Annotated in this window: 16 protein-coding genes and 1 pseudogene; 11 read left to right on the forward strand and 6 right to left on the reverse strand. The window is 71.6% G+C overall.

Annotation, left to right across the window (positions count from 1 at the left end):
• Positions 1-57: 57 nt before the first annotated feature.
• Positions 58-486: a DUF3017 domain-containing protein gene (locus AB0C46_RS15380; protein WP_362828303.1), complete on the forward strand. Its 429-nt coding sequence runs from the start codon at positions 58-60 to the stop codon at positions 484-486.
• Between the two features lie 137 nt (positions 487-623).
• On the opposite strand, the gene AB0C46_RS15385 is transcribed toward AB0C46_RS15380, so the two are convergent.
• Complete coding sequence (locus AB0C46_RS15385) at positions 624-1,037, reverse strand: peptidase inhibitor family I36 protein (RefSeq protein WP_362828304.1); 414 nt, start codon at positions 1,035-1,037, stop codon at positions 624-626.
• Between the two features lie 316 nt (positions 1,038-1,353).
• Between AB0C46_RS15385 and AB0C46_RS15390 the strand changes: the two genes are divergently transcribed.
• The 4 genes from AB0C46_RS15390 to AB0C46_RS15405 all read left to right on the forward strand — a co-directional run bounded on the left by AB0C46_RS15390 (position 1,354) and on the right by AB0C46_RS15405 (position 6,145).
• Positions 1,354-2,280 (forward strand): helix-turn-helix domain-containing protein, encoded by a 927-nt coding sequence (locus tag AB0C46_RS15390; protein ID WP_362828305.1) that lies wholly within the window; start codon positions 1,354-1,356, stop codon positions 2,278-2,280.
• Positions 2,277-3,308: a helix-turn-helix domain-containing protein gene (locus AB0C46_RS15395; protein WP_362828306.1), complete on the forward strand. Its 1,032-nt coding sequence runs from the start codon at positions 2,277-2,279 to the stop codon at positions 3,306-3,308. Before AB0C46_RS15390 ends, AB0C46_RS15395 begins: the two co-directional genes overlap by 4 nt.
• Before the next feature lie 253 nt (positions 3,309-3,561).
• A complete protein-coding gene (locus AB0C46_RS15400) occupies positions 3,562-4,671 on the forward strand; it encodes a DUF2690 domain-containing protein (RefSeq protein ID WP_362828307.1) in 1,110 nt (369 codons plus the stop codon).
• 481 nt (positions 4,672-5,152) lie between these two features.
• A complete protein-coding gene (locus AB0C46_RS15405; protein ID WP_362828308.1) occupies positions 5,153-6,145 on the forward strand; it encodes a malate dehydrogenase in 993 nt (330 codons plus the stop codon).
• An 82-nt stretch (positions 6,146-6,227) separates the two neighbouring features.
• Here the strand turns inward: AB0C46_RS15405 and AB0C46_RS15410 are convergent, their stop codons facing one another.
• Entirely contained in the window at positions 6,228-6,605 is a 378-nt protein-coding gene (locus AB0C46_RS15410) for a hypothetical protein (protein WP_362828309.1), read from the reverse strand.
• A 215-nt stretch (positions 6,606-6,820) separates the two neighbouring features.
• On the opposite strand from AB0C46_RS15410, the pseudogene AB0C46_RS15415 reads away from it, so the two are divergent.
• Both AB0C46_RS15415 and AB0C46_RS15420 read left to right on the forward strand, forming a co-directional pair.
• Positions 6,821-7,504, forward strand: a pseudogene (locus AB0C46_RS15415) (helix-turn-helix transcriptional regulator); the annotation flags it as partial.
• A gap of 88 nt (positions 7,505-7,592) precedes the next feature.
• On the forward strand, positions 7,593-7,868 hold the full coding sequence (locus tag AB0C46_RS15420; RefSeq protein WP_362828310.1) for a DUF397 domain-containing protein: 276 nt from the start codon (positions 7,593-7,595) through the stop codon (positions 7,866-7,868).
• A 78-nt stretch (positions 7,869-7,946) separates the two neighbouring features.
• Here the strand turns inward: AB0C46_RS15420 and AB0C46_RS15425 are convergent, their stop codons facing one another.
• The gene (locus tag AB0C46_RS15425) at positions 7,947-8,582 is read right to left on the reverse strand and encodes a peptide deformylase (RefSeq protein WP_362828311.1); all 636 of its coding nucleotides are present in this window, start codon (positions 8,580-8,582) and stop codon (positions 7,947-7,949) included.
• A 275-nt stretch (positions 8,583-8,857) separates the two neighbouring features.
• On the opposite strand from AB0C46_RS15425, the gene AB0C46_RS15430 reads away from it, so the two are divergent.
• Genes AB0C46_RS15430 through AB0C46_RS15440 form a run of 3 tightly spaced genes read left to right on the forward strand, consistent with a single transcriptional unit; the run spans position 8,858 to position 12,024 of the window.
• Complete coding sequence (locus AB0C46_RS15430) at positions 8,858-10,672, forward strand: hypothetical protein (protein WP_362828312.1); 1,815 nt, start codon at positions 8,858-8,860, stop codon at positions 10,670-10,672.
• 16 nt (positions 10,673-10,688) lie between these two features.
• Positions 10,689-11,060: a hypothetical protein gene (locus AB0C46_RS15435; protein WP_362828313.1), complete on the forward strand. Its 372-nt coding sequence runs from the start codon at positions 10,689-10,691 to the stop codon at positions 11,058-11,060.
• A 1-nt stretch (position 11,061) separates the two neighbouring features.
• Entirely contained in the window at positions 11,062-12,024 is a 963-nt protein-coding gene (locus tag AB0C46_RS15440) for a hypothetical protein (RefSeq protein WP_362828314.1), read from the forward strand.
• A gap of 27 nt (positions 12,025-12,051) precedes the next feature.
• On the opposite strand, the gene AB0C46_RS15445 is transcribed toward AB0C46_RS15440, so the two are convergent.
• From AB0C46_RS15445 to AB0C46_RS15455, 3 genes are all read right to left on the reverse strand, one after another.
• A complete protein-coding gene (locus AB0C46_RS15445; RefSeq protein WP_362828315.1) occupies positions 12,052-12,261 on the reverse strand; it encodes a DUF5988 family protein in 210 nt (69 codons plus the stop codon).
• A gap of 73 nt (positions 12,262-12,334) precedes the next feature.
• Positions 12,335-12,907: a Uma2 family endonuclease gene (locus tag AB0C46_RS15450; RefSeq protein ID WP_362828484.1), complete on the reverse strand. Its 573-nt coding sequence runs from the start codon at positions 12,905-12,907 to the stop codon at positions 12,335-12,337.
• A gap of 141 nt (positions 12,908-13,048) precedes the next feature.
• Complete coding sequence (locus AB0C46_RS15455) at positions 13,049-13,855, reverse strand: hypothetical protein (RefSeq protein WP_362828316.1); 807 nt, start codon at positions 13,853-13,855, stop codon at positions 13,049-13,051.
• A 216-nt stretch (positions 13,856-14,071) separates the two neighbouring features.
• On the opposite strand from AB0C46_RS15455, the gene AB0C46_RS15460 reads away from it, so the two are divergent.
• Complete coding sequence (locus AB0C46_RS15460; protein ID WP_362828317.1) at positions 14,072-15,574, forward strand: aldehyde dehydrogenase family protein; 1,503 nt, start codon at positions 14,072-14,074, stop codon at positions 15,572-15,574.
• Positions 15,575-15,631 lie beyond the last annotated feature (57 nt).

The raw sequence follows: 15,631 nt of genomic DNA on the forward strand, positions 1-15,631 counted from the left end.
AACCTGAGACCCTTGTCTTCGACAGACGTATCCGGACACCGGAAGGGACTGCCCGACATGGGTGCCGAAGCGCATTCGGATGGAGCCTCCGAGCCGCAGCGCTCCTCGCGCCGCTTCCCGACGCTCACCCGCGACACGGCCCGGCCGGAAGGCGGCGGCCGCGCGGCCTCGGGCGGCCATCCCGCGCCCGCCCGGCAGTGGCCGCTGCTCAGCGTCATGGGCGGGGTCGCGGTCGGACTGCTGCTCGTGGCGCTCGACGCGTTCCGTATCGGGGCGATTGTGATCGGGCTCTCCCTGCTGGCCGGGGCGGTGCTGCGGCGGGTGCTGCCGTCGGTGGGGATGCTGGCTGTCCGCTCCCGCTTCACCGACATGGCGACATACGGTCTGCTCGGCTTCGTGATCGTGATGCTGTCGCTGATGGTGCAGCCCAAGCCGTGGATCCATATCCCGTTCCTGGACGACATCGTCCACTTCACGGTGCGCTAGGTGGTCTCCCCCTAGGTGTTTCCCCCGTAGCGGCCGGGTGCACGGCCGCTACGGCGATGACGGCGGCCCGCCCCTCCCCTCGGGAGAAGGCGGGCCGCCGCCGTGCTGTGACGAACTGCACTACCCGGCCGGCCGGGTCAGCGCACGCACCACTTGTTGGAGTAGATGGTCATGATGTTGGTGCCGATGAACTTCCAGCCGGTGCCACGGTTCAGCTTGGCGTGCCGGCCCCGGTAGTTGGCCTTCTCGTAGACGGTCACGCTGCACTGGGTGCCGTTGTTGTAGGCGGACATGGGCCAGTTGAAGGCGCCGCCGTAGTGCTTGAGGTTCCGGTTGTTCGACTTGACCTTCTTCGGTGTGCCCTTGTAGTTCGACCGCGGGTAGACACACAGGTAGCCGCGCGGGCAGTTGGCCGGCGCCCGCTGGACGGTGACCGAGCCGTGCTTGGCCGGTGCCGGGGCGGCGGACGCGCCGGCGGCCGGGGCCAGTGCCAGGCCTCCGGAGACGGCCACGGCGGCCGCGGTGAGGGCGATGCGCTTGCGGACGTTCATGGTGTGGGTTCCTCCCCGTATACGGCGGAGGCGGCGTGAGATCGACCGCCGCCCGCTGTTGCGCCACCGACTCTGCGCCCACCCGCCGGTGTCCGGCCACGGCGACCGCCCCGGAAGGGACGCTGTGGGATGTCCCAGCCGCTGACCTGCGGGGACGCCGCCGTCCGGGAGGCTTCGGTGGGACGGGGAGGGGCCCGGACACTGTCCCGGACAGCGTGCGGAACGGCAAAGGGCAGAAACGGAGGGGGCATCCGCGCCATCATCGGCGACACAGGGGGCCATGGCCTCGGGGGAACGCACGCGTATGGGGTGGGACATGTCGCGTTGGAGCGGGCTGCCCGCATCGCTGGACCACCGGGTGCGGCAACTGGTCGTACAGCTGCGGAGGTTGAAGGACCACAGCGGGCTGAGCCTGGCCGCGCTCGCCGCCCGGACCGCGTACAGCAAGTCGTCCTGGGAGCGCTATCTCAACGGGAAGAAGCTGCCGCCGGCCGGTGCCGTGGAGGCGCTGGCGCGGGCCTGCGGGGCCGATGTGACCCGGCTGCTGGCGCTGCACGAGGTGGCCGCGCAGGCCTGGAGCGCCGGGCGGCCGGAATCGCCGGAATCACCGGAATCGCTGGAACCCCGGCCGCCGATTCCGCCGATTTCGTCGATACCACCGATTTCGTCGATACCGCCGGTCCCGCCGGTCCCGCCCGTTCCGCCCGTCCCGCCGGGCCGGAGCGGGCCGCCACCGCGGGCGGCGGGTGACGAGGAGACGCCGGTACCCGCTGTGGACGGCGTTCCCGGGACCGGCCGCCAGGTGCCGCTCGGGCCGCTCGTCCTGGGCGCGCTGGCCGTGCTCATGGTGGCCGGGGTGGCGCTGCTGGTTCTCCGTCCCTGGCAGGAGCACACGGCTGTCTGGCGCGGTGCGGGCGCCGCGTTGGCCGGTCGTGCCCTTGGTGCCGCACCGGGGTTCACACACCGGCCGGGGGAGGCCTTCGGCTGCCGTGTCCAGCGCCGGGGCGGCGCCCTGTACGCCGGGCACAGCAGTACGGACACGGCGGTTCTGACCAGCGGCGCGGAGGGCTGGGACGTCGTCGAGGCACAGTGCCTGCTGCACCACCAGGGGTACGACCCGGGCGTGGTGGACGGCATCGTCGGCGGCCGGACCCGCCGCGCCGTCCAGCGTCTGCAGGCCGGAGCGGGGCTGCCCACGGACGGGATCGTGGGCCCCGCCACCTGGAAGGCGCTGCGCCGGTGAGCGGGCCCGGCAGTGAGCTGCGGGACGGGGTCGAGAGTTCCCGGCTGGCCGCGGGGCTGCGGGAGTTGCGGGCGCGCACGGGGCTGAGCCTGGCCGCGCTCGCCGCCCGGACCGCGTACAGCAAGTCGTCCTGGGAGCGCTATCTCAACGGGAAGAAGCTGCCGCCGCGGGACGCGGTCGAGGCGCTGTGCCGACTGGCGGGGGAACCGGCCGGCCGGCTGGTGGCGCTGTGGGAGCTGGCGGACGCGGCCTGGAGCGGACGGGGCCGGTCGGGCACGGCGCAGGTCCGGGGTGGGGGCACGGCGCAGGCCCGGGGCGGGCGAGCGGCGCAGGCCCGGGGCGGGGGAAGCGCGGCGGCCGGCGGGCCGGGGGAGACAAGCGCGCCGGGTGCGCCCGTGGTTGAGGTGACCGTGCCCCCGGTGGGCGGTCAGGCCGCGGCCCGTCGGGGGCAGTTGGCGCCACGGTCGGCACAGCGGGCACAGCGGGCACAGCGGGCACAGCGGGCACAGTGGGCACAGCGGGCGCAGCGGGCCCGGCGGTTGGCGGGCGTGGCGGCCGGTGCCGCTGCCGGCGGGGTGGCGGTCTTCGTGGCGGTCGTCATGGCGCTGGCCGTCCGGGCGGGGGCCGGTGGGGGCGGTGGCCCGGTGGTGGGTGCCGCGCCTGAGGCTTCCGAAGTGACCGGCTGCCGGGCGGCGGCATGCGACGGCAAGGACCCGGAGTCGATGCGCTGCGAACTCCCGGACCTGGTGCGGACGCCCGTGGAGCGCACCGCGGCCGGGGGAGAGCATGTGCAGCTCCGTTACGGCACGCTGTGCGGCGCGGTCTGGGGGCGGGTCCGTAACGGCCGGATCGGGGACCGGGTCGAGGTCGTGGTGCCGGGGGTGACACCGCGGTCGGTGCGGGTGCTGGACCGGTTCGACGCCGAGGCCTCTCTCGTCACGCCGATGGTGGCGGCCCGCGGGCCCGAGGGGGTCCGTCTGTGCCTCTATCCGGCGGGCGGCGGGCCCAAGATGTGCTTCTCGGCATAGTGCCTGAGCGGGGCCGATAGTGGCTACATCCTGGCCGGATGTTGTCAGGATACGTACGGAAGTCGTCTGGACTCCGACGGAAATGCCACACTGCAGGGGTCACGGGGCGCACGGAGGGGTGACCTATGCCCGAATGCTCCCGTGCGCCTGTGAAAGGGGATCGCCTCCCGGCCGGGGGCGTCCCTACGGGGAGCAAGGAGGGCGGTCCGGGGGAGCCGCGCTCGGGCACGTGAGTGGGGATAAGGGGGAGGCAATGCCTCGCTGGAAGGCGCTTCCGGAGGAACTGGATCCGCAGGTGCGGGAGTTCGCCGGTCAGCTGCGCAGGCTCGTGGACCGCAGCGGACTGGGCGTGGCCGCCGTCGCGGACGCCACGGGCTACAGCAAAACGTCCTGGGAGCGCTATCTCAACGGGCGGCTGCTGCCACCGCAGCGCGCCGTGGTCGCGCTCGCCGAGGCGACCGGCGCCCACCCCGCCCACCTCACCACCCTGTGGGAGCTGGCCGAACGGGTCTGGAGCCGCGAAGAGATGCGGCAGGACGTCACCATGGAAGCGATCAGCGTGGCCCAGGCGCGCGCCGCGCTGGGGGAGTTGGGCACCGAGCAGCAGGCGGCCGAACCCCGGGCGAAGAGGGCGAAATCCGCACCGGCCAACCAGGCCGCACAGGCCGCGGAGGCGCCCCGGACGGCACAGCTGCCGTCGGTGCCCCAACAGCGGCGCACGGACCTCCCGTCGGCCGCGGACTTTCCCGAATGGGCGGCGGCAGCGGACCGGTCCCCGGCCGCGGCGCAGCCCCCGGCCCAGGCCCCGGCCCGCCGCGGCCGCCGTGGCCGGACGGTCATGTTCGCCGTCGGTGCGGCCGGCGCGGCACTGGTGGCCGGTGCCGCCGTACTGCTGCTGAACCCGGGCGGCGGCACGGCCGAGAAGGCGGCGTCCCGGCCCGCGGCCGCGCCGAGCGCGAAGCAGGTCCTGCCGGCCGGGGTGCGCTGCACCGGCGCCGGCTGCGTGGGCAAGGACCCGGAGGCGATGGGCTGCGGCGGCGCGCATGCCATCACCCCGTCCCGCGGACGCGCGGGCCGCGCGGTGATAGAGGTCCGCTACAGCAAGGTCTGCCACACGGCCTGGGCCCGGATCAGCCGTGCGGCCCCGGGCGACCAGGCCACCCTCAGCGCCGGCGGCCACAGCGCCACGGCGCGCGCCGAGCGGGACGGTGCCGCCTACACCCCGATGGTCGAGGTGACCGGGGACCCGGCGAAGGTCGCGGCCTGCGGGACGACCGTGGCGGGCGTGAAGGGCTGCTCCCGTCCGGTTCCGGCCACGCCCGCCGGAGCACCCGCCCCGTCTTCCGGCGCGCCGGTCCGCTAGGGGCCTGTCCGGCGGATCGTGGCCGGGGCCGCGGCGTCCCTGGCCCGGGCGGGGAAACCGCCCGGAGCGGGGGCCGCCCCGCCCACCCGCAGGCCCGGGAACGCCGCCCGCGGAGGATGTCCGAAAGACAGGGGGCATGCCCGCCGGGATCCCGGGCATGCGACGAATACCCCCCCACGGGTGTGGCACAACTGGGCGGCCGCCCGCACTCCCCCCTCCTTGAGCGGGCGGCCGCCGCCCCTTGGCCGCAGCGGCCCGCGCGGAGCGCACGCCGGACCCCCGCACCGCCGTGTTCCGGACGTCCGGAGGCACCCGGTGAGGTGTTCCACCCCGGCCCGTCGCCTGTCCCGGGCAGGGGTCCGATAGCCTGACGGCCGGGTCTCTCGATACCAAGAGACCTCGATAGCTGGGCAGGGACACCCACCGCCACCCATGGTGGTCCAGGGGCTTGCCCCCGGAAAACACCGCGCAGGAGATCGCCATGACCCGCACTCCCGTCAATGTCACCGTCACCGGCGCAGCCGGCCAGATCGGTTACGCACTGCTCTTCCGCATCGCTTCCGGTCATCTGCTCGGCGCCGACGTGCCGGTCAAGCTGCGCCTTCTGGAGATCCCCCAGGGTCTGAAGGCCGCCGAGGGCACCGCCATGGAGCTCGACGACTGTGCCTTCCCGCTGCTGCAGGGCATCGACATCTCCGACGACCCGAACGTGGCCTTCGACGGCGCGAACGTCGCGCTGCTCGTCGGCGCCCGCCCCCGTACGAAGGGCATGGAGCGCGGCGACCTCCTGGAGGCCAACGGCGGCATCTTCAAGCCGCAGGGCAAGGCCATCAACGACCACGCCGCGGACGACATCAAGGTCCTGGTCGTCGGCAACCCCGCCAACACCAACGCCCTGATCGCCCAGGCCGCCGCGCCGGACGTACCGCGTGAGCGCTTCACTGCGATGACCCGCCTGGACCACAACCGCGCGCTGTCGCAGCTCTCGAAGAAGACCGGCACCCCGGTCTCCGAGATCCGCAAGCTGACGATCTGGGGCAACCACTCCGCCACCCAGTACCCCGACATCTTCCACGCCGAGGTCGCGGGCAAGAACGCTGCCGAGGTCGTGGGCGACCAGAAGTGGCTGGCCGAGGACTTCATCCCGACCGTCGCCAAGCGCGGTGCGGCGATCATCGAGGCCCGTGGCGCGTCCTCCGCCGCCTCCGCCGCCAACGCCGCCATCGACCACGTCCACACCTGGGTCAACGGCACCGCCGCCGGCGACTGGACCTCGATGGGTATCCCCTCGGACGGCTCCTACGGCGTCCCGGAGGGCCTGATCTCCTCCTTCCCCGTCACCACCAAGGACGGCACGTACGAGATCGTCCAGGGCCTGGAGGTCAACGACTTCTCCCGCGAGCGCATCGACGCGTCCGTGGCGGAGCTGGCGGAGGAGCGCGAGGCCGTCCGCGGTCTCGGCCTCCTCGGCTGACCCACCGCCGCGGCCGCTCCACACGGGCGGCACCGCAGCACCTCCCGAGCCCGCACGGTCCGCAACGGCCGTGCGGGCTCGGTCATGTGCGCTCGGTCATCTGGGGCTCGGCCCGCAGCTCCCTGTCGTCGGCCTCGTGATCACCGTCCGCCGCCACGGGCAGGCGTGCGCCCCGGCTGTCGGCGACGCGCAGTACGTTGCCGAAGGCCTGCGTGGTCGCCCGCAGCGCCAGCCGCACCGCATGCTCCCCCGCCTTGCCGTCGTCCAGTACGGCCACCGCGCCCTTGAGGACATCGGCACCGTCACACAGCTGCTCCGCCTCGATCTCATCGGCCAGCCGGGACAGCACGCCCCCGGCCCCGTCCGCCGACAAGAAGCACGGCTTCCCGCCCTCGCTCTCCCACGGCAGCAGGCGCAGCCCCGGCATGTGCGCGGGGACGGCATCCCGGTCGTAACTCATGCTCATTGACTCCCAGAAGTTGGTTGGCGAGAAGGCGGCGCGGTCGGCCGGATGACCCATTACGTTGGGTGTGTTCAGCGTTGCGCCCCGTAGTGCGGGCCGCAACGTCAGACGCGTGACACTCACCATCTGGCACCAAGGGGGATGCGGTGAGCCGACGACGACGCAACGCCACGAGTGGGACGGCAGCCACCAATGCCGCCGTCTTCGGGGAGGTGTTGAGGCACTTCCGGGAGGCGGCGGGGTTCACGCAGGCGGACTTGTCGAACAAGATCCCGTGCGACCGGTCGCAGGTGGCCCGCGTGGAGGCGGGCACGCGCGTACCGCAGGACACCTTCGCCAAGCAGTGCGATGAACTGCTGGGGACGGGGGGAGTGCTGCTGCGGTTATGGGGGCGGATCGACTGGTATCCGGAGGTGCAGCATCCGGACTGGTTCGAGCGGCGGGCGGAGATGGATGCGGAGGCGGTGGCCCTGCGTGCATATCAAGAGCAGGTCATCCCGGGGCTGTTGCAGACACCTGACTACGCGCACGCGCTGTTCAGCCGTCGCATCACGAACGCCGAGAAGGTGGAGGAACGAGTCCGGGCGCGACTGAGCCGACAGCAGCGCTTCCTGACTGTCAACGGCCCGTTGTACGTGGCCGTTCTGGATGAGAGCTGCCTGCGCAATGTGGTGGGGAGTCCGGCAGTCATGCGCGACCAGTGCGCTCACTTGCTGAGGGTCGGGCAGTACGCCAACATCCGCGTTCAGGTTGCCCCGGCCGACCGTGCCGAGGTTCGGCGACCCAAAGCCTCCATGGCCCTGATCACGCTGCCCGACGGGGAATGCTGGCTCTACTCGGAGTCCCTGGAGCGTGGTCATTTCCACGACGATCCGGCCGTCTTCGCCCGCCACAGCCAGACCTATGATGTGCTCAGGGCGGATGCTCTGTCAGCCCCCGAATCCGCCGCGCTGATCGGCGACTTCATGGAAGGGTACGGGGACCATGGACAAGCACCAGCTGAGCACAGCGATATGGATCAAGAGCAGCTACAGCCACGACGATGGCGGCGACTGCATCGAAGTGGCGCTCACCTGGATGAAGAGCAGCTACAGCCACGACGACGGCGGCAACTGCATCGAAATAGCCCCCGGTATCCCCGACGCCGTCCCCGTCCGTGACAGTAAGGACCCTGACGGCCCCGTGCTGGTCTTCCCGACGGGCGGCTGGTCGTCCTTCGTCGCTGCCCTCAAGGACGGGGAGTTCCCCGCGTCCGTCTGACCCGCGCAGGCAGTACGCGCAGCCGCCCTCGGCCGGGCGCTGGGCCTGGCCGAGGGCGGCTGGGGCGGGTTGGTCTCCTCACTGACCGGCGCCATCGGCCTTCGGCAGGCTGAAGCCGAGTTCGCGAGCAGCCGCTTCCAGGCCCGCTGGCATCCAGCGCTGGATTATCTCCTCCATGCTCGACAGGGACCGGATCTCCGCGCGGTCGAGGTACAGAGTTCCGTCCAGATGGTCAATCTCGTGTTGCATGATGCGGGCGGCCACCCCTTCGTGCTCGGCTTCAATTCTCCGGCCGGCTTCGTCCTCGCAGGTGAGCGCGATCCGGTCAGTGCGAGCCACCACGGCCTGCCAGCCGGGAACACTCAGGCAACCCTCGAAGAAGGCTGTGCGGCGAGTACCGACCGGTTTGTACGAGGCATTGATCAGTACGGTGAAGGGAACCGGCTGCTCTCCTCGCTCGGCCAGCCTTGTGGCCAGTTCGGGAGGGGTTTCCAGGACGGCTAGCCGGAGCGGGATTCCCACCTGCGGCGCCGCCAGCCCGACTGCTCCCGTGATCTCGTGCATCGTTACACGCATCGCCTGCACCAGGCGCTGCAACCGGTCGTCATCCAGCTGCCCTTCGAGCGCCGATGCCTTACGCCGGAGAACGGGATCCCCTGCTGAAACTATCGGCAACGGGCGTGGCCCATCGAGGACTTCGTCAACTACATCCATCAAGGCAATATGTGACATATCCGCATTGTCGCAGATGCGAGTCTCGACGCTGAGTGCCCGTCCATGAGCTGGTCCTGGTCGTGCTGGTGATCGCCGTGAACGTGCAGGGTTGCGACGGGGCCCGCAGGCCGCGCGGCAACCTTGCGTCATCGCGCTGACACGGAGCGCTTCGCTCCCTTATGCTGCGGCTTCCGCACTGCCCCGCGCCCGGCCACCGGCAGCTCGCCCGTCAACCAGGCCAGCGGGGCGGCCAGTTGGTGTTTCGGGGGAGGGCCATGGCTCGTACGGATGTGCCTCAGCAGCAAGGAGAGCCCGACGGCCCCCGGCGGTCGGGCCGGACACCGGAGGGCGCCGGGCCCCCGCCGCTCCTCCCGACCCCGCCGGGCGCCAGCGAGGCCACCCGGCTGCTGTGCGCCGGTACCTACCTGGACGACACCTTCCGCGACGCCGTCATCGACGAGCTGTACGTCCACGAGGAGCGGTTCGCCGCGCCCTCGCTGGGTATCGACGCCGCCCGGGTCCTGGCCCACGCGTTGCGCGCCCGGCGGCTGGAACTGAGCTGGGCGGCAGCGATCGTGCTGTTATGGATCGCGGCCATCCCGTTGTCCGCGGGCCTCGTGGTGCTCTACCTGTTCCCCATCGTCCTGATGGCACTCGGCCGCGCTGTCCACCGGGCACCGATCCCGCGCTGGCTGGCTGTGCTGTGCGCCTTCGTACTGCGCTGGTACGGACGGCTGTCGCTGACGCTCTACTGCTTGTCGCTGCTGGTCGTGGCGTTCGGCGGGGCCAACGTGAGCGTGGACTGGGTGTTTTTCCCCGTCCCGGACGCCCTCAACCCCCTGACGAGCGGCGCCCCGGACAGCTACGGCTCGCACGGCAGCCCGTCGTCGGAGGGCGCCCTCAGCGTGGGAACGGGTGTCTCCGCACTCGGGGGCGGCATGGGGGTCAACACCCTGCTGCCGGTGTGGATCGCGCTGCTGCTGCCGCTGGCGCTGGCCGTCGTGGTCGCGCTGCAACGCGGCCAGTTCGCCCGTGCGCTGGCGCGCGAACTGTCCAGGGAACGCTTCCCCGACGTCATGTCCGACCCTGCCGAACGGTCCCAGAGTCAGCGCTCCCGGCGGCTGCGGGAGCGGGTGCGGGTCGAGCAGCACGGGCCGCTGGTGATGTACCGGGCCGCCCACCCGTTCTGCGGCGCCGGATACCCGTACAAGACCTGGTCGCTGGCGGTGGAGCTGAACCCCCGTGCGGACCGCGAGCCCGAACCGCTGGACAACGGCGCCATCCTGGCCCGGATCATCCCGCTGGTGGCGGCGCTGCGGGTGCCGTCACCGCACGGTTCGCCGGGGGCGGCAGCGGTGCGCGACCGGCTGCGCGCGCTGGAGATGGACGAGTGCGTCTTCCTGCCGGCCGAGGGGCTGCCGACCCGCACCGCGGCGCCGTACGCACCGGCGGAGTTCGAGGGGCACCGCGCGGCGGCGGTGGAGGAGGGCGGCGAGACCCGCCGGCACTTCCTGCGCATCCGTATCGGCGGCTGGGACGAGGGCATCGTCACCACGCTCTTCGTACGGGTGCACACGCAGGGCGGGATGCTGATGCTGGAGGTGGCACCGCATGTGCTGTTGCCGCTGCGGCAGCTCTTCCAGGACGCCGACCGGCTCGCCCACCAGTTCCGGCGCCACGACCACTTCGGCAAGGCGGTGTGGGCGCTGTCCCACACCCCGCGCTCCGCCGTAGATGCCCTCCTCACGCTGCTGCGCGGCCTGCTGGCGAGCTGGCAGCTGGGCACCGAGGGACACGGCGCGGCGCTCCCCGAAGGCCCCGGTGCCTCCGTACGCGAGCTGGGTTCGTTCGGTGAATCGTCGCTCTTCCAGGACATGGACGTCGCCCGCTATCTGGGGACCGTTCAGCAGCGGGTGGTGGCCGGGGTGACCACGGCGCTGCGCGAGGCGGGCTATCAGACCGCCGAGTTCGAGCAGCGGGTGGTGCATGTCGCCGAGGGCGGCGTCTACATCGAGTCCGCACAGGGCGCCGTCGGCGTCGGCGACCACAACACGATCACCCACAACACCCCCCATCGCGGCTCCGATTAGAAGGGAAGTACCCAGCGTGGCAACGGCTGACGAGCGCGGCAAGGGCATCCACATCGGCAGCGTCCGGGGTGCCTTCGCCATTGGCGACCACAACACCGTGACCCATTACGAGGGCGGGGCCGCCCCTGCGGACCCGGCGCAGGAGGAACTGCTGCGCGCCGTCCGTGCCTTGCGCGACGATCTGTCCCGGGCCGTGGAGAGTCCGCAGATCACGGCGCTGAGCGGGGAACTCGCCGAGACCGAGGCGGAGATCGCGGACCAGGGGGCGGCGGGGCCCGGCCGGCTGTCCCGGCTCCGTACGGCGCTCGCCGACGCCGGCGCGGTGGTGGGCCTGCTGGCCTCCGGTGCCGCGGTGACGCAGGCGGTTACGGCCCTGGCGGGAGGCTGACATGAATCACGGGGGCCAGGCCCGCTGGAACAACGAGACCCAGAGCTGGGAGGACGGCACCCCGCCACCCGCGCGCTACACGGGCCCGATGCCGCCCCGGCCGTCCTTCACACCACCGGTGGGCGGGCCGGGGGACGGCGGGGCAGGCGACGGCGGGGCCGACGCGCCCCCGGCCGCTGAGCCTCCGGCCGCGCCGCCGCGCAGCACGTACCCGTATCCGCACCCCAGCGCGTGCACCGGCGGCTTACCGGGCCCCGCCGCCGACCCGCACCGCACCCCCGAAGCAGACATCGGCTACGACCCCGGTGCCCGGCGCCGGACGGGACTGGTGGCCGGTGTCGCGGTGGCCGTGATCGCGGCGGCCGTCGGCGGGGGCTATCTGCTCTGGGGGCCCGACGACGATCCGGCCTCCGCCCGGCCGCCGGCCCGTAGCGAGTCCTCCGCCCCGTCCCGTCCGGCCACCGGTCCGTCCACCGGCGCTCCGGACAGCCCCGCGCCCGCCCCCACCCTCACCGACCTGCCCGACGGCTACCGTCTCGCCCACGACAAGAAGGGCTTCACCCTCGCGGTGCCCGGCTCCTGGACGCGCAGCGAACGCAAGACCGGGGTGTTCTACACGGCCCCGGACGACCGCGGACTGGTGCAGATCTTCGAGATCAGCGATCCCGAGATCACCCCGCGCGAGGCGCTGCGGCAGGCGTCTCAGGGCCTGGCCGGCAACCCCGGCTACGAGGAGATCAGCCTTGAGCCGCTGGGTTTCCCGGGGCCGGGCATAGACGCCAACCAATTGGTCTACGCCTATGACAGCAAGCGGCTCGGTACGCGCGTCAAGGTCGTCGACTGTGCTTTCACGGCCGCCGACGGCCGCCAGTTCGCCGTACTCGTCCTGGGCCCCGAGACCGACTGGCCGGAACAGGAGTGGATCCAGCAGCTCGCGCTGCGGACCTTCGTTCCCCACACCTGAGCGGTAGGCACAGCGCGCGGAGCGTCGCTACCCGGGCAGCTCCGTGCGCTCCCACCACTCGTAGACGGGCAGTGCGCCCTCGGAGGTGTGCTGCTGCCGGCCGGTGGCGCGGAAGTGTTCATAGCCATTACGGAACGGGATCTTCAGCTCGGTCCCGGGAGGATCGATCGGCACGATCCGCGCGGGGAGCTCCTCGGGGCCGCCTTCGAGCACTGCTTTCGCCGCTGTGTCAGCCATGCCTGCATTGTCTTCCGGGCCGCGGGTCACGGCCCCTCCGGTTCGGCAGCGCGGGTGACGGCCTGCCCGCGGATCAGTCCCTGGGGAACTCTTCGGTGGGGAGGGTGATTCCGGCGACCGTGCGGGTGAGGTCGATGGGCAAGCCGTATGCGACGGCGAGGTCGACCTTGTAGTCGCCGTCCTGCGGTTCGGTGAAGACGCGGCACCGGCCGGTGTAGGGATCGGCGATCATGTAGACCGGGACCTCGGCGAGGGCATAGGCCGTCTTCTTCGGGCCGTAGTCGTTCGGTGCGGTGCCTTGGGAGATCACTTCGGCGATGAACTCGACGTCCTGGTGGCGCCAGCGCCCGAACTCGTCCTTCTCGGCGCCGTCGGACAGCTTGGCGACGTCCGGGGCGAAGCGGTTCCGCTCGCCGGGAAAGGTGATCCGCACGTCCGAGGTCACCGGGACGTCCATCCCGAAGTGGTCCTCCAATGCCCGCACGATCCGGCGGATGGTCTGCCAATGGACGTCGCACTGCGGCGTCATGTACACGGCCCCCTCGACGATCTCGACCTTGTATCCCTCGGGGGTGGGCACCCGCCCCAGCTGCTCGAACAGCTCGTCCAGGCTCAGCTCATTGCGCCGCTCAGCGGGCTCTGCCATCGCGGTCCCGTCGGTCTCGATCGTCTCGGTCCGGTCAAGGCTGATGGCCACCGTGCCGCTCCTCCCCGCCGCCCGTGCGTCGCGGGCAGCCGCACGGTTCAACGATACGTATGTACGAACAGTTACGTGCCGTATCGGTGGTCACGCCCGCTGGGCACCCCGCAGCTGGTCCTCCAGTACCGAGATGTCGGCCGTATCGCCGGGGGCGGGCGTCTTGGCGGAGACCGGGCTGTCGTAGTTGCTCAGCAGGATGGTGCCGGTCTGGTGGTCGACCTCCGCGGTGAGTTTGAGGGGGTAGTGCTTGCCGTCGATGGCCACGTACAGGGTCTGGACGGCGCCCTGGGCCTTCTTGACGACGGGGAGGACGCGGGTGCCCTCGTGGGTGGTCGGCCGGCCCTTGGTGAGGGTGGGGGTGGCGGAGGGCGAGGGAGCGCCGGAGGGCGGGTTCTCGGGGGGTGCGGCGGTCTTCTGGAACGCGGTGAGGTCGCAGGCGGTGGAGAGGTTGTGGAGGAAGGCGTTCTTGGTGGTGCCGTGCAGGAAGGTGTTCTTGTACTTGGCGGCGGCGTCGTTGCCCGCGTTCCCGGGCAGCTGGCTCTTCCAGAAGGCGGCGTCCGGCTTCATCCAGACCTGGTTCCCGCGTTTGACGAGATCGACGCGGCCTAGCTCGCCCTTGCTGATGGCGCCGGTGCAGTTGCCGGCGCGGTCGAGGGTGAGGTCGAGTTTGGTGGGATCAGCACTGCTCTGGGTGCGCAACCGCAGCGATTTCGCGGCGACCAGTTGGTGGAGGGAGTCGTCGGCGATCTGCTGGGCCGATTTGTTCGCGAGGTCGCCCTCGCCGCCGTCCGGATCCTCGGCCGCCGCTGCGCCGGTGCAGGCGGCCCCGGCGATCAGGGCCGCACCGCAGGTCAGGGCCGCGGTGGCGGTGGCGGCACGCCGTCTGCTGGTCATCTGGATACCTCCGGTCCCGAGGGGAAAGGCAGCCTGGGACATACGGCTATTCAGGGTACGTTCCGGGACATTCGGCCGCACATTCAGTGAGTCGAGTCACTTTCCATGAACGTTTGGGCATAGGTCCGCGGCTTCCGGGGAGGGGTCCACGTTGCTGGTGACGCCAGTGGTTGCACCAGTGGGAACGAGATCGGTTTAACCGGAAGGCAGAACGACGTGTCGTCAATCGAGACCATTCACGTAGACGGGGTGTGGCTGGCCGCCGCATCCGGCGGCACGCGGGAGGTCCTCGACCCCGCCGACGCGACGACGCTCCAGCTGGTGTCCGAGGGCGGTGCCGAGGACGCCGACGCGGCGGTCGCGGCCGCCCGCCGGGCCTTCGACCAGGGTGACTGGCCCCGTACGGCCGTCGCCGAGCGCTCCGCGCTGCTCCGCCGGGTCGCCGACCTGCTGCAGCGCGACCGCGAGGTGATCGCCCTCATCGAGAGCCGGGACACCGGCAAGACGCTGGAGGAGGGCCGGGTCGACGTCGACGACGTCACCAACGCCTTCCGGTACTTCGCCGATGTGGTGATGAACGAGAGCGGCGGCCGGGTCGTCGACGCCGGCTCGCCGGATGTGCACAGCGTGGTCGTGCATGAGCCGGTCGGTGTCTGCGCGCTCATCACGCCGTGGAACTACCCGCTGCTGCAGGCAAGTTGGAAGATCGCGCCGGCCCTCGCGGCCGGCAACACTTTTGTGATCAAGCCCAGCGAGGTCACCCCGCTGTCGACCGTGCACCTGGTCAAGCTGCTGGCCGAGGCCGGGCTGCCGGCCGGGGTCGCCAACATCGTCACCGGTGCGGGCCTCCCGGTGGGCCAGCGGCTGGCCGAGCACCCGGACGTCGACCTGTTCTCCTTCACCGGTGGACTCGTCAGCGGGACGAAGGCGGGCGCTGCCGCGGTCTCCGGCGCCAAGAAGATCGCCCTGGAGCTGGGCGGCAAGAACCCCAATGTGGTCTTCGCCGATGCGTGTGCCACGGAAGAGGGCTTCGACACCGCCGTCGACCAGGCGCTGAACGCCGCGTTCATCCACAGCGGGCAGGTCTGCTCGGCCGGCGCCCGGCTGATCATCGAGGAGTCGGTGCGCGACCGCTTCGTCTCCGAGCTCGCCCGCCGCGCCGAGAAGATCAAGCTCGGCCGGGGCACCGAGGACGGAGTCGAGTGCGGCCCGCTGGTCTCCCAGCAGCAGCTCGACAAGGTCGAGGCCTATGTCGCCTCGGCGCTGGCCGAGGGCGCCCAGCTGCGCTGCGGTGGCGCCCGGCCCAAGCCGTCCGACGTCCGCCCGGCCACCGGCTACTTCTACGCGCCGACCGTGCTCGACGGCTGCCACCGCGAGATGAAGGTGATCCGTGAGGAGACCTTCGGTCCGATCCTGACGGTGGAGACCTTCACCACCGAGGACGAGGCCGTGGCGCTCGCCAACGACACCGAGTACGGCCTGGCCGGGGCCGTCTTCTCCGCCGACACCGCGCGCGCCCGCCGGGTCGCCGCCCGGCTGCGGCACGGCACGGTCTGGATCAACGACTACCACCCCTACCTCCCGCAGGCGGAGTGGGGCGGCTTCGGCAAGTCCGGGATCGGACGGGAATTGGGTCCCACGGGTCTGGACGAGTACCGCGAGAGCAAGCACATTTACGAGAACCTCCGGCCGGAGCCGGTGCGCTGGTTCGCGGGCTGACACCCCGCCCCGTCCCTTGGCGCCACCCGCACCACGCACGTTGTAAGAAGGAGCACC

Origin of the sequence: Streptomyces sp. NPDC048637 (assembly GCF_040650675.1) — a bacterium.
Taxonomy (GTDB): Bacteria; Actinomycetota; Actinomycetes; order Streptomycetales; family Streptomycetaceae; genus Streptomyces.